Here is a 23627-nt window from a genome sequence, read left to right as displayed (position 1 = left end):
TGGATGGAAGCGGCCCTCCGCCCGCGTGTCGTTTAGTCCAACCACGGTTCCCCCGCAAGCGCGGGTGCCGCGCAGGTTGCGCGGTGCCGTTCCGCGCGGCATAGCTTGGCACGTGGATCACCAGTGCCGGGAGCAGGACCATGAGCACCTTTGACGATCGCGAAAGCGCCTTCGAGAACAAGTTCGCCCATGACGAGGAAATGAAATTCCGCGCCGAGGCGCGCCGCAACAAGCTGCTGGGCCTCTGGGCGGCCGGGAAGATGGGCCTGTCGGGCGACGAGGCCGAAGCCTACGCCAAGGAGGTCGTGAAGGCGGATTTCGAGGAGGCCGGCCACGAGGACGTGGTGCGCAAGGTCGCGGGCGATCTCGGGGACAAGTCGAGCCCCGACGAAATCCGCGCGCAAATGGCCGAGTGCCTGCTCGATGCCAAGAAGCAGCTCGCCGAAGAGCACTGAGCGGACGCTCCCGGCAGACCGGGCGCAACAGAGCGAGACAAGAAAAAAGGCCCGGCGCGCGATGCGAGCCGGGCCTTTCCTGTTCTGGTGCAGCCGGGTTCGGGGCACCCGCGAGGGGCGCCCCGAACCGCGCAAGACCTCAGAGGAACGCGAAGTCGTCTTGGTCGATGGTCGTCGCGTCCACGCCCTCGAGCACGATGGTGTGGTCCATCACCTCGACGGTCGCCTGCATCATGTCGTCCGACGAGGTGTCGGTGACCGTGACGTCCGAGAACTGCGCGCCGACCATGAAGAGGGTGTCGCCATCCTCGAAGTCCATGATCGTGTCGGTCTCGCCTGCGGTGAGGTCGTTGAAGACGAAGGTGTCGTCACCATCGTTGCCCCACAGCTTGTCGTCGCCGCCACCGCCGTTGATGCGGTCGTCGCCGGCCTGACCATGGATTTCGTCCATGCCCGCGCCGCCTGCGGCGAAGTCGTCACCCTGGCCGGCAAAGATGGTGTCCATGCCGCCACCGCCGCCGATGGAGTCGTCGCCGAAACCACCCACGATGGAGTCGTCACCGGCACCGCCGCCGAGCGAATCGTCACCCTGAGCGCCGATCACGGTGTCGTCGCCGTCGGCGCCGCCCATGGTGTCCGCACCGTCCATCTCGACGGAGTCGTCGTCACCATCGTCGTCGTCATCGCCTTCCGCGGGCGCGGCAGTGCCAACCAGGCGGTCGTTGCCGTCGCCGCCCGACACGACGTCGGCGCCGAGACCGCCATAGACGACATCGTCGTCCATGCCGCCGCCGATCGAGTCGTCGCCTTCACCACCGTAGATGGTGTCCATGCCCTGGCCACCGCCAAGCATGTCGTCACCGCCGAGGCCCGCGACCTCGTCGTTGCCGCTGCCACCCGCGATGTTGTCGGAGCCACTTCCGCCGGTCAGCATGTCGTCGCCGGCGTTGCCGAGGATCGAGTCGGTGCCGCCACCGCCGACGATGTCGTCGTTACCTTCGCCGCCGGACAGGAAGTCGTTGCCCGAATCGCCGCGCAGGATGTCGTCGCCGGCTTCACCGTAGACGATGTCGGTTGCGGACCCGGTGTGGGTGTTCTCGAACCCTTCGTCGCCGTCGGCCCAGGACCCGGTATGGATCTCGTCATTGCCGGCACCGCCGTAGATGGTGTCGCCACCGTCGGCGTTGGCATCGAAGGCGCTGCCGTTGGCCGCCGACACGCGGCTGTCGTCGTCGCCGGTGATGATGTCGTCACCTGCGCTGCCGGTGATCATGTCGTCACCAGCACCGCCGGCATAGGCGTTGTCGTACTGGTCGATCGGCAGGGCACCCGAGGCACCGGCATCCGCGCCGTTGAAGGCGTTGTCGGTGTCGCTGGCATCGCTGATCGTGTCATTGCCCGAGTCGCCGTCGAGGACGTCGCTGCCCATGTCGCCGATCAGGATGTCGTTGCCCTCGTTGCCCGACGCGGTGTCGGCCGAGTTACCGGTGTGGGTGTTGTCGAAGCCGTCGTCGCCGTCGGCCCACGACCCCACGTGGATCTCGTCGTTGCCTGCACCGCCACGGATCATGTCGGAGCCATCGGCGTCGGCATCGAACCCGATGTCGGCAGCGGCCGAAACGCGGCTGTCGTCGTCGCCGGTGATGATGTCGTCACCCACGCCGCCGTTGATCTCGTCGTCACCCGACCCGCCTGCATAGGCGTTATCGTAGTCACCGATCTCGAGGCTGCCGGCCGCGACGTCGTCGGCATCGTTCTCGGCGTTGGCATCATCCCCACCGGAGATGGTGTCGTTGCCCTCTTGGCCGGCAAGCGTGTCGGAGCCTTCCGCGCCGGTCAGCATGTCGTCCGCGCCGAAGCCCACAAGGACATCGCCGTCCGCGTCCGCGGTGGCATCGATGCCGGCCACGTCACGCTGCTGTCCCAGGATCTCGGCGGCACGCATGCTGTCGGTCTGGGTCAGTTCGCCGGCCGCGACGGGCAAGATGGCCGTGAAGCCGTTCTCGCCGCCATCGACTTCGCCGTCGGTGCCTTCACCCGCGAGGTCGGGCACGTTCTGGCCATGCAGGACGATCTCGCGCAGGTCGAGCGGCGTGATGTCGTCGCCCTCGTAGTCGGTGTCCGTGACCGGGCTGAAGAAGTTCGAGTCGTCGTTGAGATCGAACGAGTAGGTGTAGACGAACGAGCCGTCGGCGCGGGCGGTCGGCGCCTCGCCTTCGGCGTCGGTCAGCGGAAGAAGCACGTCGCCGTAGCTCGACACGCCTTCAAGGACCTCGACGTAGCCGTCGTTGTCACTGTCGTTGCTGATGTCGGGCGTGGTCGAGTCGACGGGGTTGCCGTCGTCGTCAAACAGACCGTGAATGTGCTGAGGAACCGGCTGGTTGGGCTCCATGCCCTCGACGGCGATGGAGACGGTCACCTGCTGGCTGCCGTCGTCGCCTTCCGGGCTGAGCGTGACCAGCGCAGTGCCGGTGACGCCCGAGTTGTTGAGCGATGCGAAGTCGACGGAATAGATCGCTTCGGCGCTGTCGATGCTTGTCGCGACGTCGCCGTAGGATTGTGCGGTTGCAGCCATGAAACCTCCAAGGGTTCTTGTGAATGGTACCGCACCCACGCCCGGGACCGCGTTTGGGTTTCGCAAAAAGTCAAAAGATTGTTGCAACGCCGCCGACGCTTTCGGGTCGATTGTTTCAATATTGTTTGCGTGCCAATCTCGTTGATTCGCATTCCGCCTTTAAAACAGGCTCATCTGGTCACCACTGCGCAGTGGCGGTGCAAACAGGTCCATCCGAAGCTGCGGGGTCTTGCGATCGAGGCCGAGGCGACGCGCAGCCACCGCGAATCGACGCCCGATGATCTCGGCATAGGGTCCCTCGCCGCGCATCCGTCGATGCCACGCGCTGTCGTATTCCTTGCCCCCGTGCATTTCTCTCAGGCGGTTCATCACCCGTTCCGCACGGTCGGGGTAATGCGCCTCGAGCCAATCCTGCCACAGCGGAGAGACCTCGCGCGGCAATCGCAGCATGATCCAGCTCGCCGCATCCGCGCCGGCTTCGGCGCCCGCCTCCAGGATCGCTTCCATCTCGGGGTCGGTGAGCGCGGGCACCACCGGAGACACCATCAGCCGCACCGGAATGCCGGCATCGGTCAGTCGCCGGATCGCCGCAAGGCGCCGGGCGGGCGCCGGGGCACGCGGCTCCATCCGCCGCGCCAGAACCGGGTCGAGCGTGGTGATCGAAATCCCGACCCGCGCAAGACCCTCGGCCGCCATCGACGAGAGGATGTCCTCATCACGCTCGACCATCGCGCCCTTCGTCACGATGCCGACGGGGTGGCGGAAGTCGCGCAGCACACCGAGGATCGCACGCATGATGCCACGTTCGCGCTCCACGGGCTGGTAAGGATCGGTGTTGGTGCCGATGGCTACCGGTGCCGGACGGTAGCCCTTGGCGCGCAGCTCCCGATCCAGAACCGCAGGCGCCTCCGGCCGCGCGATCAGTTTGGTCTCGAAGTCGAGCCCGGGCGACAGGTTGAGGTAGGCATGGCTGGGCCGGGCGAAGCAGTAGATGCAGCCATGCTCGCACCCCCGGTAGGGATTGATCGTGCGGTCGAACGGAATGTCCGGAGAGCGCACGTAGTTCAGAACGCTGCGCGGCCGTTCCTCGCTGACCTGCGTGCGCAGGACCCTCACCTCCTCGGGGATGTCCCAGCCGTCATGGTCGGCGGCACGGGAATGCCGCTCGAACCTGCCGGTGTCACACGATCCCGCACCGCGCCCGCGGGCGGTATCTGAGGCGATCGGGTTGAGGTGGCGCGACATGGCCAAATAATGGAACGTTTGAAGAACATTCGCAACGGCCCGGCGCGGCAATCATTGAGTCATTGATCTCGTCGCTCGCACGGTTGCGTGATCCGGGCCGCGGAGTGCCGCGACACGAGGACCTATCTCGCCACTCGGGGCTTTCCCTACGGGTTGGAGACGCCCATATTGCTTCGTGGGGAAAGGAGACGTTGATGCCCGTGACATTTTTCGCCCTGCTCGTCCTCTTCGTGATCGCCGCAGCCGCGGTGACCGTCTGGGCGTTCAGCGCACTCGGCGCAGCCACGATGCTGCCGGTCCTGATCGTAGCGGCCCTCGCGCTGCGTTGGGGCCTCGGCCACGTCGCCTACGACGACACGCACATCTGAGACCGGCACTGACCGGTATCGCGGTCCCTGACCAGGGACCGCATTCGCACACAGCTAGTCCGTCGCAGCAGCATCCGGGTCATCGAGATCGCCTCGAAGCACCTGCGATGCCGGCACCAGGGCCACCTGCCCCGCGCGGTCCTGAAGGCTCCACAGCAGCAGCGCCGATACCGTATCCGCCCTGAGGCGGCCAAGCATGATCACGGCCCCCTCCTGCCGGGCGCGGAACGCCGCCTGATCGAGGAAGCGGCGCTGCACCCGGGGATCCTGCCCGTCGCCGTCGAAGTCCCGGAACACGGTGGCCGACGGCACCCCCGCCCGCTCCGCCAGCTGCTGCCCGGTGTTCAGCCCGTTGGACTGGACCAGAAGACCGTGGCCGGTATCGCCCAGCACCGAGGCGAGCTGATCCGACACCGCGCGCGAGCCCTGCAAACCGCCCCCCGGCGCCTCGAGCACGCCAACCGCCTCCGGCACCCCGGTGAGCGCGGCTTCCAGCGCCACCTCCACGTCCTGCGGCCCCGCACCCTGGGGCACCGCCGCAAGCGTCATGACCTCGAAGCCTTGGTCGCGGTAGCCACGCATCCGCGCCTCGGCGTCCGGAAGCCCCGGATCGACCGCGAAGGTCACCGGGAACGGGAAGGCGTCGAGCGCGTCCGGCCCGAGCGGGCCGGTGCCGTCGTCGATCAGGACGATGGACATGGCCGGCTGCCCCTCGGTCGGCACGCGCGGCGCGGCGTAGCGCTGGACCGGGGCGGTGTCCTCGGCGGCCTCGTCTGCCTCGTCGGCTTCGGGAGCGGCATCGTCGCCGGGACGATTGACAGGCACCGCGTTGTTGCGATCGATGATCGAGCCCGCCATCTCGCCGATCGCGGGGCCATCGCCGGAAGGAGCGTCCTCGCCCTCGGCCGGCATGTCACCTGCCTGTGCCACGTTGCTGTTGGGTCCGGTCGTCTCGCCGGGCAAGCGCTCCTCGGTCGGGTCGATCCCGGGCTCCTCGGACGGTTCGTCGCGCGCCACGTCGGCGTCGGCATCCGTCACATCGGACCCGTCGCTCCCGGTCGTGGCCTCGGCCATCTCGGCGGGCTCGGGCGCGGTTTCCGGGTCGGCCATGTCGATGTCCGCGGCGGAGTCCGCTTCTTCGTCGTTCACGCCTTCGGCCTCGGAAGGCATGTCGACGTCAGCCTCTTCCACAGCCTGTGCGTTGCCGGTTTCCCCGGTTTCCGGGTCGTCGGCATCTTGTTCGTCGGACACGGGCGACCTCTCGGCCACGGCGGCCGCCGTCGTGCCGTCCGCAGGGTCTTCGCCTGCCCCTGCATCCGACACCAGCCCGCTCTCGTCTTCGGGGAAGGTGGGCGCGGGAGGCTGGCCGGGGTCGGTTTGCACGTCCGGCCCGCTCTCGGGTGCAGGCATGGAGGGGCCGTCCGCCACGGGGGCGGTCATCACCGGCGCGTCGGTGGACACGGCGACACGGGCGCCGCTGCCGCTTTCGCGCGGCGCATCGAGTGCGGAATCCGGCGCCCCGGCTTGGGGCCGGTCGAGCGGTGCGGTATCGCCTCCGGCCACGTCGTCGGCACGCGCATCGTCCGGCGCATCGAGGCTCGGCCCGTCGGTCCGCGCGACCTCGGTCTCTTCGCCCGGACGGCGCGCGGGTCCGACCTCGCGCTCTTCGACGGTGGGGATCGTATCATCCGCGGCGGTGTCGGACGCAACATCCGCCGTCTCGGCCTCTGCCAGATCGTCGCTTGCAGGCTCGGCCTCCGCCTCGGCCTCCTCGGTCACCACGACAGGCTCGGAGGTCGGTGCGGTCGCGGCATCGGGCGCCGCGCGATCCTCGGGCATGGTCACCGCACCATCCCCGGAAGCCCCCTCGATCTCGGGGGCCTCGCCACCGCCTTCCAGAGCGGCGACGTCATCCTCCGACTCCGTGTCAGGTTTCTCGGTATCGGGAGCCATCGGCGCCGCCTCGCCCGGGCTTTCGACGACCTCGGCCTCATCCAGGGCGGCGGCATCCACGGCGGCCCCGTCCTCGAGCCCCGGCGCGTCCGTCCCTTCGGGAAACCCGATCGCCAGCGAGAGCCCACCGGCGGCCACCGTCGACACGACAAGGCCCAAAGCGGCCCCCGACACAAACCCCCGCGCCATGCTGCGTTCCTTTCCCTGCTCCGCCCGCGTCGCGGCGCACCCTCCGGACCTCGTGACCTTGGGCCGGATCGGCGCGCGGGGGCCGGCCCTTGACGTGCCTCGACCCCTCGCCGCATGTATAGCGCGACCCGCGCGGCGCCGACCAGCCCCCGCCGCAACGCAGACCCGGACACCGAGGGCCCATGCTGCTTCTCATCGATAATTACGACAGTTTCACCTACAACCTCGTCCACTACCTGGGCGAGCTCGGCGCCGATGTGCGCGTGGTGCGCAACGACGCCGTGGGCGTGGACGAAGCTATGGCGATGGCCCCCGCAGGCATCGTGCTTTCGCCCGGCCCCTGCGATCCCGACCGCGCCGGCATCTGCCTCGACCTGACGCGCGCCGCCGCCGAGGCCGGCACGCCGCTTCTGGGCGTATGCCTCGGGCACCAGACGATCGGGCAGGCCTTCGGCGGCCGGGTGGTGCGCCATTCCGAGATCGTGCACGGCAAGATGGGCCACGTCCTCCACAAGGGCGGCGGTGTCTTCGCCGGTCTGCCCTCGCCGCTGTCGGCCACCCGCTACCACAGCCTCGTGGTGGAACGAGCCAGCCTGCCCGACGCGCTCGAGGTCACGGCCGAGCTGGAAGACGGCACGATCATGGGCCTCTCGCACCGGAGCCTTCCGATCCACGGGGTGCAGTTCCACCCCGAGTCCATCGCGTCCGAGCACGGCCATGCCATGCTGCGCACGTTCCTCGACCAGGTTCCGGTGCCGGCATGAGCGACGCGCTGAAACCGCTGATCGACGCCGCCGCCGACCGCCCGCTGACCCGCGACGAGGCCACCCGCGCCTTCTCCCTGCTGTTCGATGGGGAGGCCACGCCGAGCCAGATCGGCGGACTGCTGATGGCGTTGCGCACCCGCGGCGAGACGGTTGAGGAATACGCCGCCGCTGCGGCCGTCATGCGCGCCAAGTGCCACAAGGTGACCGCCCCCGAGGGGGCGATGGACATCGTCGGCACCGGCGGCGACGGCAAGGGCACGCTCAATATCTCGACGGCGACCGCCTTCGTGGTCGCGGGTGCGGGCGTTCCGGTAGCCAAGCACGGCAACCGCAACCTGTCGTCCAAGTCCGGCAGTGCGGACGCGCTGGGACAGATGGGCGTGAACGTGATGCTGCCCGCCAACCGCGTGGCATCCGTGCTCGAGGAGGCCGGCATCTGCTTCATGATGGCGCCGATGCACCACCCTGCCATGGCTCATGTCGGCCCGACCCGGATGGAGCTTGGCACCCGGACGATCTTCAACATCCTCGGGCCGCTCACCAATCCCGCCGGCGTCAAGCGCCAGCTGACGGGCGCCTTCTCGCAGAAGCTCATCCGCCCCATGGCCGAAACCCTGCGCACGCTCGGGTCCGAACGCGCATGGCTCGTGCACGGCGGCGACGGCACCGACGAGCTGTCGATCTGCGGCATCAGCTGGGTCGCGGCGCTCGATGCCGGTGAGGTCACCGAGTTCGAGCTGCACCCCGAAGAGGCCGGCCTGCCCGAGCATCCCTTCGAGTCGATCATCGGCGGCACGCCCCAGGAGAATGGCCGCGCCTTCCGCGCGCTGCTCGACGGCGCGCCCTCGGCCTACCGTGACGCGGTTCTGTTGAACTCCGCCGCGGCGCTCCGGGTCGCCGGACGCGCGGACGACCTGCGCACCGGTGCCGCGATGGCCGCCGAGAGCATCGACTCCGGCGCCGCCAAGGCCCGCGTGGAGGCGTTGGCGCGGCTGTCCTCCTCGTGAGCCTCGCCGTTCCGCCCGCCTGGTCCCACCTGCCGTTCTTCACCGACCATCTGCCCCGGATCGAGACCGCGCTGGCCGCCGAGACGCGCCCCGTTCTGCCGCCGCCCGAAGTGACCTTCGCGGCGCTCGACGCGGTGCCGCCCGCGGATGTGCGTGTGGTGATCCTGGGCCAGGATCCCTATCCGACCGCCGGCCATGCCAACGGCCTGGCCTTCTCGGTCGCGCCGGACGTGCGCCCCCTCCCCCGATCCTTGTCAAACATTTACAAGGAGTTGGATGCCGATCTTGGAGTTCGACCCGAGAATGGCGACCTTTCGGGCTGGGCCGCGCAGGGCGTGCTGCTTCTGAACACCGCCCTGACCGTGCCCCAAGGCGCCGCCGGCGGTCATGCCAGGCTCGGCTGGCGCCACCTGGCCGAAGACGTGCTTCGGGAATTATCCCAGTCCCCCCGGGCGTTTGTCCTGTGGGGCGGCCATGCGCAGGGCTTCCGCCCCTTCATATCCGGGGACGCCCACCTTATCCTCTCATCACCACACCCTTCGCCGCTCTCCGCGCGGCGGGGCTTTTTCGGCTCCCGCCCCTTTTCGCGCGTGAACGACTGGCTTACAGCCGGCGGCGGACGCGAAATCAATTGGATGAGGACATGACAGAGACCATTTTGGACAAGATCAAGGCCTACAAACTCACCGAGATCGCCTCCGACAAGGCGACCATGCCCGTGAACCTGATCGAGCCGGCAGCCAAGAACGCCGACCCGGTCCGCCCCTTCACCGAAAGCCTCCGCCGCGCGCAGGCCAACGGCTACGGGCTGATCGCGGAGATCAAGAAGGCCTCTCCGTCCAAGGGTCTCATCCGCGAGCACTTCGACCCCGCGGGGCTCGCCAAGGATTACGAGCGCGGCGGCGCCACCTGCCTGTCCGTGCTGACCGACATGCCCTCGTTCAAGGGCGCCAAGCCCTATCTGAACCAGGCACGCAACGCGACGATGCTTCCGGCGCTGCGCAAGGACTTCATCTTCGATCCCTACCAGATCGTCGAGGCACGCTCGCTGCATGCCGACGCAATCCTGCTGATCATGGCGGTGCTCGACGACGGCCAGGCGGCCGAGCTCGAGGCCTGCGCGATGGACTGGGGAATGGACGTGCTGGTCGAGGTTCACAACCGCGAGGAACTGGACCGCGCGCTCAAGCTGCAGTCCAAACTCATCGGCATCAACAACCGCGACCTGCACACCTTCGAGACCTCTCTGGACACCACGCGCGAGCTGGCTCCGCACGTGCCCGAGGGGCACCTCATCGTGTCCGAGTCCGGCCTGCACGCTCCCGAGGACCTCAAGGCGATGGCCGAGGCCGGCGCGCGCAGCTTCCTCATCGGTGAGGCGCTCATGCGCGAAGAGAATGTGGAGGCCGCAACGGCCCGCATCCTCGCCGACCCGGTTCCGGCCTGATCCGATGGCGGGCCTGACCCATTTCGACGATGAGGGCCGCGCCCACATGGTCGATGTCTCCGAGAAGGCGTCGACCGCCCGCGTGGCCGTGGCGGCGGGCTGGGTCCGCATGGCGCCCGAGACACTGGCGACCATCCTCGAGGGCCGCGCGAAGAAGGGCGACGTCATCGGTGTCGCCCGGCTCGCGGGGATCATGGGGGCCAAGCGCACCTCGGACCTGATCCCGCTCTGCCATCCTCTTCCGGTGACGAAGGTCGCCGTGGATCTCGTGCCCGACGACACGCTTCCCGGCCTGCGGATCGAGGCCACCGTCAAGACCGCCGGCCAGACCGGCGTCGAGATGGAAGCCCTGACCGCGGTGTCGACCGCCGCCCTCACGGTTTACGACATGGCCAAGGCCATCGACCGCGCGATGGAAATCGGCGGCATCCACCTGCGTCTGAAAGATGGCGGAAAATCAGGGCGGTACGAGGCGGAATGATCCCGGTTTCAGAGGCGCTCGACGCGCTGTTCGCGCTGGCTCGCGATCCCGGCACCGAAGATGTGCCGCTGGTCCGGGCCGCCGGGCGCGTGTTGCGCGCCGACGCAGTCTCGGCCCGGGCCCAACCGCCCTTTGCGGCCTCCGCGATGGACGGCTACGCGGTCATCGACGCGCGGCCCGGAGACCGCATGAAGGTCGTGGGAGAAAGCGCTGCCGGACATGGATTTTCCGGCACGATCGCGCCCGGCGAGGCCGTCCGCATCTTCACCGGCGCACCGCTGCCGGACGGTGCCACCCGCGTCGTGATCCAGGAGGACGTCGACCGCGACGGTGACTCGATCGTCATTCGCGAAGTCGAAGGCGCGGCAAACGTCCGGCCCGCGGGCGCCGATTTCCCCGCCGGTCATACCCTTTGCGCACCGCGCCTGCTCAATCCACGCGACGTGGCCCTTCTGGCCGCGATGAACATCGGCTCCGTGCGCGTCACCCGCCGACCGGAGATCGCCCTGATCGCCACCGGGGACGAACTCGTGGCACCGGGCGGCGATCCCGGCCCGGACCAGATCGTCGCGTCGAACACGTACGCCCTGCACGCCATGCTCGAGGCCGCCGGCGCGCGGCCGCGAATGCTGCCTATCGCGCGGGACACGATGGGGTCGCTCGAGACCGCCTTCGCCCTGGCCACCGATTGCGATCTCGTCATCACCGTCGGCGGCGCGTCGGTGGGCGATCATGACCTGGTCGCCCGGGCAGCCCAGGCCCTTGGCCTGGAGCGCGCCTTCTACAAGGTCGCCATGCGGCCGGGCAAACCGCTGATGGCAGGCCGGCTCGGCGAGGCGGCCCTGGTGGGCCTTCCGGGCAATCCCGTTTCCGCCATCGTCTGCGGCCACGTGTTCGTCCTGCCGCTGGTGGGGGCAATGCTCGGCCTTCCGGCACGCCCAGCGGACCGGATTGGCGCCCGTCTGGCCGCGCCGCTGCCCGAGAACGGCCCGCGCGAGCACTACATGCGCGGACACCGCGACGAGAGCGGCGGCGTGACCGTCTACGACCGACAGGACAGTTCGCTTCTGAGCGTGCTGAACTCCGCCGATTGCCTGGTGGTCCGCTCGCCCCGCGATCCGGCCCGTGCCGCCGGCGAAACCGTCGAGATCATACCAATCTGACAAGCGCCGAAGCGACGGTCGCCGTATCAACCCGCCTCGGTAACTTGTGGCGGCATCGTCTCGTCGAGGCGGGTCTGCACGGTCTCGGCCAGCACGGCGAGAGAGAACGGCTTTTGCAGAAAGACCGCATTTTCCATCTCTTCGACGCTCGCCTCCAGCGCGTCCGCGGCATAGCCCGACACGAACACAACGCCCACGTCGCGCCCTGCCTCCCGCGCCCGGCGCACCCACGCCGGACCGTCGAGACCGGGCATGATCATATCCGAAACGATCAGGTCCACCGAAAGCGCCGGATCCTCGAGGAGCGACAGCGCCTCTTCCCCGTTCTCGGCCTCGATCACGGTGAACCCCTTGTGACGCAAGCCGCGCGAGGCGAAGGCACGAACCGGGGCCTCGTCCTCCACCAGCAGGATGACCGCGTCGGTATGCGCACGCGGCACGCTCGGTCGTGAAGCGGCCGGAGGCTGGACCGGGGTCGCAGCGGGGCGCGCGTGGGCCGGGAAGATCAGTTTGAATTCCGTGCCGACGCCCGGGTCGCTGTCGAGGAAGATGAAGCCGCCGGACTGCTTGATAATGCCGTAGACCGTCGAAAGGCCGAGGCCCGTTCCCTCGCCGTTGCGCTTGGTGGTGTAGAACGGCTCGAACACGCTTCGGACCTTGTCCTGCGGGATGCCACAGCCGGTGTCCGAGACCTTGACCACCACATACTCGCCGGGTTCGACCACGGCGCGGTCGCGTTTCATGGGCGCGCGCAACGTGAGACGCTCTGTTTCGATCAGGATGCGGCCACCCTCGGTCATGGCGTCGCGCGCGTTCACCACGAGGTTCATCATCACCTGTTCGAGTTGGCGGCGGTCCCCGCGGATCGCCGGCAGGGACGGCTCGTGCCGCAGCTCGAGCGATACACGCTCGCCCACCAGACGGTTCAGCAGATGCGTCAGATCGGCAAGTGTCTCGCGCAGGTCCAGAAGCTCCGCCTTCATCGTCTGCTTGCGCGAGAAGGCCAGCAACTGTCCGACCAGCGACGCCGCACGGTTGGCGTTCTGGTTGATCTGAACGAGGTCGTCGTAATCCTGGTCGTCCTTGTCGTGCCGCAGCAAGATCAGGTCACAATGACCTGAAATTGCAGTCAAAAGGTTATTGAAGTCGTGGGCGATCCCGCCCGCGAGCTGACCGATGGCCTGCATCTTCTGGCTCTGGACGAATTGCGCTTCGAGGGTCTTGAGCTCGGTCGCGTCGGTCATCACGGCGATGAGGTCCGCGCCGCCCACGCGGGTCAGCGCGACCTGCACGAAGGTTTCTTCCGGCGCACGACTGAGGCGTAGAAACTCCGGCCGGTTGAGGCCCCGCCCCTTGGAGGCGTCCGCCAGCCAGTCCGAAATCGGCCGTCCCAAGCCCTCGAGATACTGGCCGAGCCGCGCGCCCGGTCCATCTTCGAGGCCGAGAAGCTCGCGGGCCTCGGCATTGGCCGCGGTCACCACGCCGTTCGGCTCCACCTTGGCGAGCGCGATCGGCAGACTTTCGAGCAGCCGATCGGCGAGCGCCCCCAACTCCGTCGCGGGCAGGAGAGCCACTTCGCTGCGTCCCGGCCCGGCCGGGTAGCGGCGGATCTCGAACCGGCGGCGGCCGTCGCAGGCGGTGAGTTCGTAAACACCACCATTGCGCGGATCGGGGCCGCCGGTGAGCTCGGTCAGGTCACGCACTCGCCGCCCGAGCAGACGACGCGCCGCGCCGTTCATGGCCAGAACCGCCCCGTTGCGCCCGACGCTGAGGGTCGGAACGCCGGTTTCATCCTCGGGCGCGGCGGTGAAGTCGTCCACGCGCCAGTAGATGAGGTCACGAGCGACCAACCGTCCCGACACCCGCACGGCCCCATCGCCCACGACCACGTCCTCGCTCGCCGCGCCTTCGAGGTCGATATGCCGGGCCAGTCGTTCGAGCAGTCCCGCAGGATGGGCAAGGCGGTCGCGCAAAACGTCCGGAAGGGCCATTCCCGGCACGACATCGAGCCTCTCGACCGCCGCGCGGTTCGCGAAACGAAGCGTCAGGTCCGACGCGGTCAACACGCACGGGGTCGCGTCGTCGCCGATCACCCGCTCGATCGTCGCGATCGAGGGCGCCGACGCCCGTCGTCGCGCCAGCGCGAAGGCCGCGAGACCGAGCGCCACGCTGGCCAGCGCCGCGCCCGCCGCCACCAGGATGGCGCTGAACGCGGTATGCTCCAGCGAGCGGGCGAACACGAGGAGCCCGCCGCCGAGGATCAGTGCGACACCATACGGCGTAAGCCCGCGCGGCGCGGCGCGGTCCGTTCGACTATCGATGGTGCCGAGTTCGCCCACCCGTTTCGCCCCGCCGCCCGTGGTCTCGCCACGATTGCGCGCACCACCCTAAGAAATCGTTAAAATCTAACGCCTTCAGGTTGTTTAGGTCGTGGCTTTTCGCCGGGTCAAGTGCGCGGTGAAGAAACCGTCGCCGTCGACATCGGGATCGAAGGCGCGACGCAGGACCGTGTGCCAGCCGGTATGTCGCGCGAGAAAGGCGTCGATGCGGGCGTCGTTCTCCTCGGCGAGGATCGAGCAGGTGGCATAGACCAGCGTGCCCGCGGGTGCGGTCAGCTCTGCCGCCCGGTCGAGAATGTCGTCCTGTATCGAATTGAGTTCGCTCAGCCTTTCCGGGGTCAGCCACCACTTTGCCTCGGGCGACCGGCGCCAGGCCCCGCTGCCCGAGCACGGCGCATCGGTCAACACCGCGTCGTAGAGGCTGTCAGGGTGGTCCACGCGCTCGACCCGCGCGCCGGCGCGCGTGGCACGGTCCGGTAGGTCGCGCATCCGGCGCGGGTCGGCGTCATGTGCCACGACCGGGCCGCCGCCCATCCGCGCTGCCAGTGCCAACGTCTTGCCACCGCCGCCGGCACAGTAATCGAGAACCCGCGCCTCGGGCGTCAGCGGCACCAGAGCGGCAACCGCTTGGCTTGCGGCGTCCTGCAATTCCACGAGACCGTCGCGATAGGCCGCTCCCTGCGCAATCCGGCGGGCGCCCTCGGTCACGGTCAGCGCGGTATTGCAGAGCGGGTTCGGGCGCGCACAGATCCCGTCCGCTTCCAGCGTGCGGAGGGCCGACGGGACATCGGACTTGAGCGTGTTCACCCGCAGCGTGACGGGCGCGCGCTCGCGCAGCGCCATTGCGAGGCGCGCCGCCGCCTCCACCCCGTGCGCCCTCTCGAGCCGATCGGCGATCCAGTCGGGCACATCCCAAGCGGTGCCGCCTTCGGGCGGGCTGCCCCCGGCGCGTTCGGCCTCGGTCAGGGACGCCGGCGCGTGCCCCGTTCCGGTGAAGATCTCCTCGGGATCGGCCCCGTCGAGGCGCAGCAGCCCCAGCATCACCCGGCGCCCATCGGTCCCGCCACCCGCGCACGCGGCGGACCTCCAACGGCGCAGCGCGTCGAAGACGTGGTCGCGTACCGCGGCGCGGTCCTTGGACCCCGCGAACCGCGCGCCGCGGGCCCATCGGGTCAAGGCCTGTTCGGCGGCCATGCCATCGGAGACGGCGTCGAGGAGCTCGGCCGCGGTGGCGATGCGGGCGGCGGGGGTCATGCGTTCCCCCGCTCAGCCGATCCGGTAATTCGGCGACTCCCGCGTGATCGCGACGTCGTGGACGTGGCTTTCACGCAGGCCGGCATTTGTGATCCGCACGAAGGTGCACCCCTTGCGCATGTCAGCCACCGTGGCGTTCCCGGTATAGCCCATCGCCGCGCGCAGGCCGCCCACCAGCTGATGGATCACCGCGCCCGCGGAGCCCTTGTAGGGCACCTGCCCCTCGATTCCCTCGGGGACGAGCTTGTCGGTGGCGGCGTCCTTCTGGAAGTAGCGGTCGGCCGAGCCGCGCGCCATGGCGCCCATGCTGCCCATGCCGCGGTAGGCCTTGAACGACCGGCCCTGGTAGAGGATCACCTCGCCCGGGCTCTCGTCGGTGCCGGCGATCATCGAGCCCACCATGGCGCAGGACGCGCCCGCGGCGATCGCCTTGGCGAAATCGCCCGAGAACTTGATGCCGCCGTCCGCGATGATCGGCACGTCGCCCGCGGCGGCCGAGCATTCGATGATCGCGGTCAGCTGCGGCATACCCACGCCCGCGACCATGCGGGTGGTGCAGATCGAGCCCGGCCCGATGCCCACCTTCACCGCGTCGGCGCCCGAGTCGATGAGCGCGCGGGTTGCGTCGGCGGTGGCGACGTTGCCGGCGATCACCTGGACCTCGTTCGACAGCTCCTTGGCGCGGCGCACGGCCTCGAGCACCCCGGCGGAGTGGCCGTGCGCGGTGTCCACCACCACGATGTCGACGCCCGCGTCGATCAGCGCCTCGGTCCGCTCGAAACCAGCGTCCCCCACGCCGGTCGCGGCGGCGACGCGCAGGCGGCCGAGGTCGTCCTTGCAGGCGGTCGGATTCACGACCGACTTCTCGGTATCCTTCAGGGTCAGCAGACCCGTGAGCTTGCCGCCCGCGTCGGTCACCAGCAGCTTCTCGATCCGGCGGGCCTTCATCATGTCGATGGCCTCTTCGCGGTCGGCAGGCTCCTGCAGGATGGCCAGCCGCTCGGAGGTCATCATCACCTTGACCGGCGTGTCGTCGCGCTCGGCGAAGCGCATGTCGCGGTTGGTGACGATCCCGACCACCCGGCGATCGGCGTCGACGACGGGGAAGCCGGTGAAGCCGTAGCGCTCGGTCAGGGCCTTGGCGTCGGCGAGGGTCTGATCCGGGGTCAGCGTGACCGGATTGTAGACGATGCCGCTCTCGAACCGCTTGACCCTGCGCACCTCGCGCGCCTGCTGCTCGACATCCAAGTTCTTGTGGATGACGCCTATACCGCCGGCCTGCGCCATGGTGATGGCCATCCGGCTTTCGGTGACGGTATCCATCGCGGACGACAACAGCGGGATGTTCATCGCGATGGACCGGGTGACCTGCGTGCGGGTGTCCGCCGTCGAGGGCAGCACGCTGGACGCGGCGGGAACGAGCAGGACGTCGTCGAAGGTCAGTGCCTCGCGAATCTCCATGGGACGGGCCTTTCGGATGGGTTCGGTTGGCACGTCCCTATTGCATGGCCCAACGTCAACGAAAACCCCCGAAATGCAGGCGCGGCGGACGTTCCGCGCGGCGCGGTCATAGGCTATGCTGCATGGCAAAAGAGCAGCCGCGGCCCGCAGGAGGTCCGCCCCCATGTCGACGACCCGTGCCTTCGCGCGCCTCGCCGCGCTGCTGGCGGTGCTCTGCGCCGTCCTCTTCGCGCTGCGCATATGGCCGGCGTGGACCGTGGTGCCGGCGGTGCTGGTCGCCGCGGCCCTCCCCGCGCTCCCGCTCTCGGTCTTCGGCAACCTCGCACAGACCCGGCGACTGGAGATATACGAGGACGGCAGCCCGCTGAAGGCGTGGCTCGCGGGGCCGCTGGTGCGCGCCTGTGTCGCGGCGGCGGCCGCACTCACGATGACCGTCCTGGCGGTGCCGCAGCTTCTGGCGGGAACGCCCGAGGCATGGATCGTGCTGGTCGCGTCCGCCGCGACGGTTCCTTTTCTGGCGCCGGCCATCCGGCGCGGCGTGGCCGGTCACGTGACCGAGGCGTTCCGCGCCGCGCAACCGGTGCGGCTCGCCTGGCGCGCGGTGGTGCCGCTCCTCGGGCTGGCGGCGGTCGCGCTGGCATTGCTGGTCCCCGCGGGCGAGGTCGCGGTGCCCGCCCCCGCCCGCAGCGCGCTGGTTACCGAGTGGATCCACGCCGCTGCCTTCCTCGATCGCCTGCAAGCCGAGGCGCTCGGCGCCCTCAACGGCCATGCGGCGTGGCAGGCGGTCGTGGCGCTGGTGCTCGGACCCGGCGCGGTGGCGGTCTACGGGGCGAGCCTCGGCGCGCTGGCGGCTTTGACGGGGTCCGAGCGTGCCCGTGCGCTCGGACCCGCGAGCCTCGTGTCGCCGCCGCCCCGCCCCTCGACACTGGTGATCGGATGGACGGCGGCGATCGTCACCGCTGGCGCGGTCTTCGGCGCCTTGCCATGGGTCGCGACCACCGAGGCGCGTATCGCGGCAACCCCGCCCTCGATGCGGCTGTCGGCGCGCATCGCGGCGCTGGAGGTCGTGGTCGCAGAACGCATCGGCCCTGCCCTCTATGCGCCCGGCACGGTGGAGCTGTTGCGCGCGGAGGCGCGCGCCGCCGCGGCCGAACTGACCGAGATGCGCCGGGCCGGGCTGATCGACGCCGTGGACCGCGCGGCGGAGGGCATGACCGGCAACGTGGACGCCTTCCTCGACGACTATTACTCCCTGCCCGGAGAGTACCGGCGCCTGTTCCTGATGCTTTCGGGCGACATGACCGAGACGCTGGCGGCCGATCTCGCCTCCACGCTGGTCGAGGGCAACCCGGCCGAAGATCTGCGCACCCGCCTCGCCGCCGTCACGCAGGCGGGACCGGAGGACCTGCGCGCGGCCTTGGGCCAACGGATGGATGACACGCTCGCGACCCGGCGCGTCACGCCGCCCGAGGGCGCCACGCTGGAGGTCGCGGCCACCTGCCCCGCCGCTCCCTGCCTCGACCTCGCCCGGCTCGCGGCGTCCGAGCGCAGCGCGTTGACGGGCCGCCTGACCGCCGCGGGCGGGGCCGGCGCGGTGGGCATGGCCGGCGGCGCGGTGGCCGCGCTGGTGGTCAAGAAGGTCGCAGCGAAGGGCACGCTCAAGCTCGCGACCAAGGCGATGACCAAGGCCGTCGGCTCGAAGATGGCGGCGAGCGGTGTCGGCGTCGCGGTGGGCGGGACGCTCGGCAGCGTGGTGCCTGTGCTCGGCACGGCGATCGGGGCGACGGTTGGTGGCGCGCTCGGCGGCTTGGCGGTCGGGGTCGGTGTCGATGCGGTCCTGATCGAGCTGGAAGAGGCGCTGTCGCGCGACACCTTCCATGCCGAGATCGTTGGCGGGATCGAGGACTGGCGCCGCGAGACGCGCGCGCTGCTGGAGCCCGCGCCGGTCGAGTGATCGCGGCGGAGGTTGGTCACGGTTGGCACCCGACGCCGGCGGCCCGCTTAAGGAAAGACGCTATCGCAGAGACGCAGGCGCTTGACCGGGCGGGCGCGGGGTTCCACGCGCCACCGATCCGCCAAGGGTGTAACTTGATCGCTTATGCCGCACGCCACCGACGACCCCGAACCGCCGGACTACCACCAGACAGCACGGGGCAACCTTTCGCCTTTCCAATGAGACCCGGCGCGCCTGTCCATCCACGCGCATCGAACCTCCCGAGCACGTGGCGCACGGTCAACGAACCGCAAGCGCGTGGCGCCCCCTGCTCTCCGTAAACGCGCCCTGCCCGACAGTGCGTCCGGGCCACGGTCCGCGGCTGCGCGCCGCGACGCGGCGATTGCAACTTGCACCGGCCCGGCAACCTTTGCTCATCATCGGGCCGACTGCAGTACAACCGGAAGACTTCCCATGCCGATGCCCCTTGCCGATCTCGTGGTGCTGGATCTGACCCACGTCCTCGCCGGCCCCTTCGCCTCGATGACGTTCTCGGACATGGGCGCGAAGGTCATAAAGGTCGAGCGCCCCGGCAGCGGCGACGACACCCGCGCCTTTCCGCCCTTCAAGGATGGCAAAAGCGCCTACTTCGCCGCGATCAACCACGGCAAGTCCTCCATCGCGCTGGACCTCAAGGCCGATGGCGACCGCGCGGTGTTCGAGCGGCTGCTGTCGCGCGCGGACGTGCTGCTCGAGAATTACCGCCCCGGCGTCATGGATCGTCTGGGCTACGGCTGGGACTCGCTGCACGCCGAACATCCGCACCTGATCTACGGCTCGGTCTCGGGCTTCGGGCACACCGGACCGGACGCGAAGCGCCCCGCCTACGACATGGTCGTGCAGGCGCGCGGCGGCGTGATGTCGATCACCGGCGAGGACGGGCGCGAGCCGGTGCGCGTCGGCGCGTCCATCGGTGACATCGTGGCGGGCATGTACCTCGCCCAGGGCGTTCTTGCCGCGCTCTTCGATCGGACGCGGACCGAGCGCGGGCGGCGTATCGACGTCTCGATGCTCGACAGCCAGCTCGCCATCCTCGAACACGCCGTGGCGATCACCTCGGTCACCGGAAAGGCGCCCGGCCCCACCGGTGCGCGTCACCCGTCCATCGCGCCGTTCGAGACGTTCCACGCCTCTGACGGTCTTTTCGTGATCGCTGCCGGGAACGACGCGCTGTTCGAGAAGCTCTGCGTGGCACTGAACCTGCCGCTGGCGGACGATCCGCGCTTTGCCACGAATCCCGCCCGCTGCGAGAACGTGCGCCTGCTCAAGCGGCTGATCGAGGCGGTGACGCTCGACCACACCCGCGCCCACTGGATCGCGCGGCTGACCGCGGCCGGCATTCCCACGGGACCGATCCAGTCCGTCGACGAGGTGATGAAGGACCCGCAGATCCTGTCACGGAACATGGTGGTGGACGTGCTCGACCGGAACGGGCGGCAGGCCTACAAGGCGGCCGGCAACCCGATCAAGATGTCGGATGCCGAGGATCGCACCTCGCGCGCGCCGGCGCCGGATCTCGATGGCAACCGCGGCGAGATCCTGCGCTGGCTCGACGGCGCCTGCGGCGGGCGGTGAGAACTCCGGCCGCCAGAACTCTGGATGCACGTTGGCGGTAGGCGCCATGCGCCGTTGCCTCGAACGTCCGCGAAAAACCGCGCGCCCGTTACACCGAGCGCAACACCGTGCCCATCAGGTCTTTCAGGTCGCCGAAGTAGCCGCCCGAGCGCGCCGGCAGCGTCGGGTCCGAGGTGATCGCGATCACGGTCCCGGCTTCGGGCGCCACGGCAAGGATTTGCCCGCCATAGCCGCGTCCGTAGCGCACCGGCGTTCCGGCGATCGAAGTAATGAACCAGCCGTAACCGTAGCCATCGCCCGAGAACGGCGAGCGGGCGCGAGGCTCCCAGGACCGGGCGAGCCAGTCCTCGGGAATGACCTGCGTGCCCTCCCACGACCCGCCGTCGAGAACGCACTGGCCGATCCGTGACAGCCCGCGCGGGCTGACGCCCATGTCGTTGCCGCCGAGGTAATTGCCCTGCGGATCCGCGACCCACGGGGCGAAATCCACGCCAAGCGGTGCGCCCAGCCAGCCGCGGGCCAGCGCCAGAAGGCTGCGGTCCGCGGCGTTCGACAGCGCCACGCCCAGAAGGTGCCAGCCCCCGGTGGAATAGATGAACCGGCCCCCGGGCTCGGACGTGCGCTCCTGCTCCAAGACGTAACCGACCCAATCGCCGCTCGAGACCCAGGCGCCGTAATTGCCGCCCGAAACGCTCGCGAGGCCCGCCCGCATGGACAGCAGGTCGCCCACGGTGATGTCGTCGCGGGTGTCGCCGAAGGGTCCACGTCCGAGAAGCGGCACCACCGGCTGGTCCACGCCGTCCAGCACGCCGCGTTCGATGGCGATTCCGGTCAGCAATGCGACAAGCGTTTTCGACACCGACTTCACGTTGGCAATCCCGTCGAGGCCAGCGCCGCCATAGCGCTCGGCCACCACCTCTTCGCCGCCCTGGCGGACCACGAGGGCGTGCAGTTGGTCGAGCTCCGACGCGGCGTCTGGCGCATCCTGAGCGTGCAGGACCGGGGGCGTGGCGAGGACGGCGAGGCTTCCCGCCCCGGCCGCGGACAGAAGGTGGCGTCGAGTGATCATGGCGCTCTCCGTGGTGTCTGGGCCGACCTGAGGTGGGGCCCGTCGCCCCAGGGACGAGGCCGGACGCCTTCATTTTCCCGCGAGCACGCGTGCCCTGACGCCATAGCAGCAGCTCAAATTACCGAAAATGTCTGGAACACGTCCCCGACGGCAACAAACGGAAAGAAAATACGCCCCCGGCGGCAGATTTTGCGGCGATGCGCGGTTGACGCGGCCGTCGCTGCGCCGTAGACGTCCCGAGCGTACCGAAAGGACCCGGCGACATGACGATCCTGATCGTAGACCTCGTAGGAACAAGGCGCATGGGCCGGTAACCCCGGACACCCTGACAGGACCCCATGCGCCCCCGATGAACCCTCGGGGGCTTTTTTGTGCGCGAACGCTGGACGCCTGAATGTGGAGCGGAAGAGATGACCAAGGCGATGACCGGAGCGAAGATGGTGGTGCAGGCCCTGAAGGATCAGGGCGTGGAGGTGGTCTTCGGCTACCCCGGCGGTGCCGTTCTTCCGATCTATGACGAACTGTTCCAGCAGAACGACATCCGCCATGTCCTCGTCCGGCACGAGCAGGCCGCGACCCACGCGGCTGAAGGCTATGCCCGCTCGACCGGCAAGCCCGGCGTCGTGCTGGTGACCTCCGGGCCCGGTGCCACGAACGCCGTCACCGGCATCACCGACGCGCTGATGGATTCGATCCCGATGGTCGTCCTCTCGGGCCAGGTGCCGACCTTCCTGATCGGCTCGGACGGCTTCCAGGAGGCGGACACCGTCGGCATCACGCGCCCCTGTACCAAGCACAACTGGCTGGTGAAGGACACCGACCGCCTGTCGGCCACGATCCACGAGGCGTTCCACGTGGCGACCTCGGGCCGTCCGGGTCCGGTTCTGGTCGATATTCCCAAGGACGTGCAGTTCGCCAGCGCCGAGTATCAGCCCAAGTCGAAGGCCAAGACCGACCGTTACCAGCCCAGGATCAAGGGCGACATGGAGATGATCACCCGCCTTGTCGAGGCGCTGGAGACCGCCGAGCGGCCGATCCTCTACACCGGCGGCGGCGTCATCAATTCGGGCCCTGCGGCCAGCCAGCTCCTGCGCGAGCTGGTGGACGCGACGGGCGTGCCGATCACCTCCACGCTGATGGGCCTCGGCGCGTATCCTGCCTCGGGGCGCAACTGGCTCGGAATGCTGGGGATGCACGGTCTCTACGAGGCCAACCTGGCGATGCACGGCTGCGACCTGATGATCAACGTGGGTGCGCGCTTCGACGACCGGATCACCGGCCGCATCGATGCGTTCAGCCCCCGGTCGCGCAAGGCGCATATCGACATCGACCCCTCGTCGATCAACAAGGTGATCGCGACCGACTTCCCGATCCTCGGCGACGTGGGCCACGTGCTCGAGGACGTGTTGCGGCTTTGGAAGGCGCGCGGGCGCAAGGTGAACCGCGAGGCGATCCAGCGCTGGTGGGCGCAGATCGAGGACTGGAAGAAGACCGACTGCCTGCGCTTCGAGCCGGCCAAGGAGGTCATCCGTCCGCAGCACGCCGTCGCGCGTCTCGAGGCGCTGACAAAGGGGCGCGATCGCTACATCACCACCGAAGTCGGCCAGCACCAGATGTGGGCGGCGCAGTATCTCGGCTTCGAGGATCCCAACCGCTGGATGACCAGCGGCGGCCTCGGCACGATGGGCTACGGCTTCCCGGCCTCCATCGGCGTGCAGGTCGCCCATCCGGACGCGCTGGTCATCAACGTCGCGGGCGAAGCGTCGTGGCTGATGAACATGCAGGAGATGGGCACCGCGATCCAGTATCGCCTGCCGGTCAAGCAGTTCATCCTGAACAACGAACGTCTTGGCATGGTCCGCCAGTGGCAGGAGCTGCTGCACGGCGAGCGCTATTCCCAGAGCTGGTCCGAAGCCCTGCCCGACTTCGTGAAGCTTGCGGAGGCGTTCGGCGCCAAGGGCATCCAGTGCTCCGACCCCGCCGACCTCGACGATGCCATCCAGGAGATGCTCGATTACGACGGCCCGGTGATCTTCGACTGCCTTGTCGAGAAGCACGAGAACTGCTTCCCGATGATCCCGTCGGGCGAGCCGCACAACAAGATGCTGCTTGGACAGGCCTCCACCAAGGACGCCATCAAGTCCGGCGGCGCGGTGCTGGTTTAAGGCGCACGGCACGGACGCAGGCACCGGCGCCTCCGCCTCGAGCAAGAGTGCGGAGGACCGGGCGCCCGGCCCGCGCCGACGACACTTTCGGATGGGCGGGGCGCCGACCCGCCTCCCCCTC

General features: G+C 69.1%; 18 protein-coding genes. 11 read left to right on the top strand and 7 right to left on the bottom strand.

Features of this window, described 5'->3' with window-relative positions; all coding sequences use genetic code 11:
* Positions 1-140 precede the first annotated feature (140 nt).
* A complete protein-coding gene (locus tag BMX29_RS08500) occupies positions 141-455 on the top strand; it encodes a DUF1476 domain-containing protein (protein ID WP_043841544.1) in 315 nt (104 codons plus the stop codon).
* 139 nt (positions 456-594) lie between these two features.
* Here BMX29_RS08500 and BMX29_RS08495 read toward each other — a convergent pair whose 3' ends face one another.
* The gene (locus BMX29_RS08495) at positions 595-3030 is read right to left on the bottom strand and encodes a calcium-binding protein (protein WP_092811905.1); all 2436 of its coding nucleotides are present in this window, start codon (positions 3028-3030) and stop codon (positions 595-597) included.
* Between the two features lie 159 nt (positions 3031-3189).
* A complete protein-coding gene (locus BMX29_RS08490; protein WP_092811903.1) occupies positions 3190-4275 on the bottom strand; it encodes a PA0069 family radical SAM protein in 1086 nt (361 codons plus the stop codon).
* A 194-nt stretch (positions 4276-4469) separates the two neighbouring features.
* Between BMX29_RS08490 and BMX29_RS19200 the strand changes: the two genes are divergently transcribed.
* Entirely contained in the window at positions 4470-4643 is a 174-nt protein-coding gene (locus tag BMX29_RS19200; protein ID WP_164490712.1) for a hypothetical protein, read from the top strand.
* A 54-nt stretch (positions 4644-4697) separates the two neighbouring features.
* Here the strand turns inward: BMX29_RS19200 and BMX29_RS08485 are convergent, their stop codons facing one another.
* The gene (locus BMX29_RS08485; protein ID WP_092811901.1) at positions 4698-6785 is read right to left on the bottom strand and encodes a divergent polysaccharide deacetylase family protein; all 2088 of its coding nucleotides are present in this window, start codon (positions 6783-6785) and stop codon (positions 4698-4700) included.
* Between the two features lie 182 nt (positions 6786-6967).
* On the opposite strand from BMX29_RS08485, the gene BMX29_RS08480 reads away from it, so the two are divergent.
* From BMX29_RS08480 to BMX29_RS08455, 6 genes are read left to right on the top strand one after another with little or no spacing between them, the layout of a single operon-like run.
* The gene (locus BMX29_RS08480; RefSeq protein ID WP_092811899.1) at positions 6968-7549 is read left to right on the top strand and encodes an anthranilate synthase component II; all 582 of its coding nucleotides are present in this window, start codon (positions 6968-6970) and stop codon (positions 7547-7549) included.
* A complete protein-coding gene (gene trpD, locus BMX29_RS08475) occupies positions 7546-8559 on the top strand; it encodes an anthranilate phosphoribosyltransferase (RefSeq protein ID WP_092811897.1) in 1014 nt (337 codons plus the stop codon). Before BMX29_RS08480 ends, trpD begins: the two co-directional genes overlap by 4 nt.
* Entirely contained in the window at positions 8556-9206 is a 651-nt protein-coding gene (locus BMX29_RS08470; RefSeq protein WP_092811895.1) for a uracil-DNA glycosylase, read from the top strand. Before trpD ends, BMX29_RS08470 begins: the two co-directional genes overlap by 4 nt.
* Complete coding sequence (gene trpC, locus BMX29_RS08465; RefSeq protein ID WP_043841555.1) at positions 9203-10006, top strand: indole-3-glycerol phosphate synthase TrpC; 804 nt, start codon at positions 9203-9205, stop codon at positions 10004-10006. Before BMX29_RS08470 ends, trpC begins: the two co-directional genes overlap by 4 nt.
* A 4-nt stretch (positions 10007-10010) precedes the next feature.
* Positions 10011-10487, top strand: coding sequence for a cyclic pyranopterin monophosphate synthase MoaC (gene moaC / locus BMX29_RS08460; RefSeq protein WP_092811893.1), 477 nt, complete (start codon positions 10011-10013; stop codon positions 10485-10487).
* Positions 10484-11650, top strand: coding sequence for a molybdopterin molybdotransferase MoeA (locus BMX29_RS08455; protein WP_092811891.1), 1167 nt, complete (start codon positions 10484-10486; stop codon positions 11648-11650). The genes moaC and BMX29_RS08455 overlap by 4 nt, the downstream gene beginning before the upstream one ends.
* 26 nt (positions 11651-11676) lie before the next feature.
* Here BMX29_RS08455 and BMX29_RS08450 read toward each other — a convergent pair whose 3' ends face one another.
* The 3 genes from BMX29_RS08450 to guaB form a co-directional block, all read right to left on the bottom strand.
* Positions 11677-13989 (bottom strand): hybrid sensor histidine kinase/response regulator, encoded by a 2313-nt coding sequence (locus tag BMX29_RS08450; protein WP_244889192.1) that lies wholly within the window; start codon positions 13987-13989, stop codon positions 11677-11679.
* Positions 13990-14073: 84 nt separating this feature from the next.
* Positions 14074-15243: an RsmB/NOP family class I SAM-dependent RNA methyltransferase gene (locus tag BMX29_RS08445; RefSeq protein WP_092811889.1), complete on the bottom strand. Its 1170-nt coding sequence runs from the start codon at positions 15241-15243 to the stop codon at positions 14074-14076.
* Between the two features lie 12 nt (positions 15244-15255).
* Positions 15256-16704, bottom strand: a complete 1449-nt coding sequence (gene guaB / locus BMX29_RS08440) for an IMP dehydrogenase (RefSeq protein WP_043841561.1) — start codon at positions 16702-16704, stop codon at positions 15256-15258.
* A 163-nt stretch (positions 16705-16867) separates the two neighbouring features.
* On the opposite strand from guaB, the gene BMX29_RS08435 reads away from it, so the two are divergent.
* Entirely contained in the window at positions 16868-18658 is a 1791-nt protein-coding gene (locus BMX29_RS08435; RefSeq protein ID WP_092811887.1) for a hypothetical protein, read from the top strand.
* Positions 18659-19111: 453 nt separating this feature from the next.
* Complete coding sequence (locus BMX29_RS08430; protein ID WP_092811885.1) at positions 19112-20272, top strand: CaiB/BaiF CoA transferase family protein; 1161 nt, start codon at positions 19112-19114, stop codon at positions 20270-20272.
* A gap of 88 nt (positions 20273-20360) precedes the next feature.
* Here BMX29_RS08430 and BMX29_RS08425 read toward each other — a convergent pair whose 3' ends face one another.
* Positions 20361-21341, bottom strand: a complete 981-nt coding sequence (locus tag BMX29_RS08425) for a serine hydrolase domain-containing protein (protein WP_092811883.1) — start codon at positions 21339-21341, stop codon at positions 20361-20363.
* A gap of 410 nt (positions 21342-21751) precedes the next feature.
* Here BMX29_RS08425 and BMX29_RS08420 point away from each other — a divergent pair, with 410 nt between their 5' ends.
* Positions 21752-23506, top strand: coding sequence for an acetolactate synthase 3 large subunit (locus tag BMX29_RS08420; RefSeq protein ID WP_043841568.1), 1755 nt, complete (start codon positions 21752-21754; stop codon positions 23504-23506).
* Positions 23507-23627: the final 121 nt, after the last annotated feature.

This window comes from Roseivivax marinus (genome assembly GCF_900109705.1).
GTDB classification, from domain to species: Bacteria; Pseudomonadota; Alphaproteobacteria; order Rhodobacterales; family Rhodobacteraceae; genus Roseivivax; species Roseivivax marinus.
The sequence above is the reverse complement of the archived record's forward strand: the minus strand, read 5'-3'. Positions and strand labels throughout refer to the sequence as shown.

Bases quoted from the DNA above. Each gene is read 5' to 3' on its own strand.
- guaB (WP_043841561.1), bottom strand. From the start codon at position 16,704: ATGGAGATTCGCGAGGCACTGACCTTCGACGACGTCCTGCTCGTTCCC.
- BMX29_RS08490 (WP_092811903.1), bottom strand. From the start codon at position 4,275: ATGTCGCGCCACCTCAACCCGATCGCCTCAGATACCGCCCGCGGGCGC.
- BMX29_RS08500 (WP_043841544.1), top strand. From the start codon at position 141: ATGAGCACCTTTGACGATCGCGAAAGCGCCTTCGAGAACAAGTTCGCC.
- BMX29_RS08495 (WP_092811905.1), bottom strand. From the start codon at position 3,030: ATGGCTGCAACCGCACAATCCTACGGCGACGTCGCGACAAGCATCGAC.
- BMX29_RS08430 (WP_092811885.1), top strand. From the start codon at position 19,112: ATGCCGATGCCCCTTGCCGATCTCGTGGTGCTGGATCTGACCCACGTC.
- BMX29_RS08435 (WP_092811887.1), top strand. From the start codon at position 16,868: ATGTCGACGACCCGTGCCTTCGCGCGCCTCGCCGCGCTGCTGGCGGTG.
- BMX29_RS08455 (WP_092811891.1), top strand. From the start codon at position 10,484: ATGATCCCGGTTTCAGAGGCGCTCGACGCGCTGTTCGCGCTGGCTCGC.
- BMX29_RS08485 (WP_092811901.1), bottom strand. From the start codon at position 6,785: ATGGCGCGGGGGTTTGTGTCGGGGGCCGCTTTGGGCCTTGTCGTGTCG.
- moaC (WP_092811893.1), top strand. From the start codon at position 10,011: ATGGCGGGCCTGACCCATTTCGACGATGAGGGCCGCGCCCACATGGTC.
- BMX29_RS08425 (WP_092811883.1), bottom strand. From the start codon at position 21,341: ATGATCACTCGACGCCACCTTCTGTCCGCGGCCGGGGCGGGAAGCCTC.
- BMX29_RS08445 (WP_092811889.1), bottom strand. From the start codon at position 15,243: ATGACCCCCGCCGCCCGCATCGCCACCGCGGCCGAGCTCCTCGACGCC.
- BMX29_RS19200 (WP_164490712.1), top strand. From the start codon at position 4,470: ATGCCCGTGACATTTTTCGCCCTGCTCGTCCTCTTCGTGATCGCCGCA.
- BMX29_RS08420 (WP_043841568.1), top strand. From the start codon at position 21,752: ATGACCAAGGCGATGACCGGAGCGAAGATGGTGGTGCAGGCCCTGAAG.
- trpC (WP_043841555.1), top strand. From the start codon at position 9,203: ATGACAGAGACCATTTTGGACAAGATCAAGGCCTACAAACTCACCGAG.
- BMX29_RS08480 (WP_092811899.1), top strand. From the start codon at position 6,968: ATGCTGCTTCTCATCGATAATTACGACAGTTTCACCTACAACCTCGTC.
- trpD (WP_092811897.1), top strand. From the start codon at position 7,546: ATGAGCGACGCGCTGAAACCGCTGATCGACGCCGCCGCCGACCGCCCG.